At 66.2% G+C, this 1,394-nt stretch carries 2 protein-coding genes; one reads left to right on the top strand and one right to left on the bottom strand.

The window, feature by feature from the left end:
- Positions 1-355: SAM-dependent methyltransferase (locus ACY45C_RS12930; RefSeq protein ID WP_462187871.1), on the bottom strand; the 355-nt coding region annotated here is incomplete at its 3' end.
- A 321-nt stretch (positions 356-676) separates the two neighbouring features.
- Here ACY45C_RS12930 and ACY45C_RS12925 point away from each other — a divergent pair.
- Positions 677-1,394 (top strand): SAM-dependent methyltransferase (locus tag ACY45C_RS12925; RefSeq protein ID WP_462187870.1); only part of this gene is annotated, 718 nt, incomplete at its 3' end.

Here is a 1,394-nt window from a genome sequence, read left to right as displayed (position 1 = left end):
CCCAGGCCCTGTCTCGGGCGACGAGCGGAATACCACTGGCGTTGTATGCGGCCACCCCGACACGAACCTCCTCGGGCGCACTGTCAGCCGTGCAGGTGGACAGCGCCAGGATGCTGCCTGTCGGAAGCGGACGCATGAGCCGGCCGACGAGGTCCTTGACGACGGCGTCGTCGGCGATGAAATGTATGACCGCGACAGGCTGGGCCAGGTCGAGCGTTTCCCGCAGCTGCTCAGACGCCAGGATCTTCTCCGGGGCGTGGAAGTCAGCGTCGAGATACGCGGTCCGACCCTCGGGGCGCTGGTGAGTAGGGCCCGGGCGTGCACCAGCACGATCGGTACCACCCCCGGGTTGCACACGTAGACAAGGGGGCTGTGAGCGGCGCGACGCGAGCAACTGCCGGCTGATCTTCCTGGAGTCGGGGCCGGCGATACCCGGATTAACTGGTTTGACGCCGCCGGGCGGGCGGGCTAGTTTGGCGGCAGTTCGTCGGGGAGCGGCCCGACGCCTTGCGTGGAGGAAGCCATGGTTGCCCCGGGTCTTGTCCCGGGCCACCGGACACCGCCGGCCTGGATGGCGTGGTGGTGATCGAGGTCGACTGCTGACCAGCGTCGGACCTCGGTGTGCCTGGTGACATCAATTTTTCGTGTTGATGTACTCCATGAGGAGCTTCTGGCGTTGTCAAATGATATCTCGTCTGCGTGGTACGCGGACTTCTTTACCGAACTTCCGAACGAGTTCTGGCGGCGGGCGGCGTCGCCCGAAATGACCGCGGCTGACGTCGAGTTCATCGAGGCCGCGCTCGGTCTGCCGCCGGTGGCCCGGATCCTAGACGTTCCCTGCGGCAGCGGTCGGCACAGTATCGCTCTCGCTGGGCGCGGCCATCGGGTGACCGGCGTCGACCTCTCAGCCGAGGCCATTGACCATGCCCGCCGGGCGGCAGAGCAGGCCGGTCTACACGTCGAGTTCGTGCTCGCGGACATGCGGGCGATCCCGGTGGATCGCTCGTTCGACGCGGCCGCCTGCCTGGGCAACAGCTTCGGCTATCTGGACCTGGCCGGCACCCGGGAGTTCATCGCGAGCCTGGCTCGGGCGATCCGTCCTGGCGGCAGCCTGGTCGTCGACTTCGGGGCGACGGCCGAGAGTATTCTGCCCACCTACACCGGTGAGCCGAGTACCATGGTGACCGGAGATATCACTGTCGAGACAAACCTGGAGTACGACCCGTTGGCAAGCCGGCTGATCAGTCGGTACGCATTCAAACCTGGCACCGAGGAACTCCATGCGGCCGCGATTCACCACATCTACACCAGTGGCCAACTGGGTGAACTGCTCACAGACGGCGGATTCACCGCCATCAGGCGGTACGCCGGGCCGGAGGACACGCCCTACGGTC

It is taken from the genome of Frankia sp. CcWB2, assembly GCF_977927585.1.
Note: the sequence above shows the minus strand (reverse complement) of the source record. Positions and strands in the feature narration are given on the sequence as shown.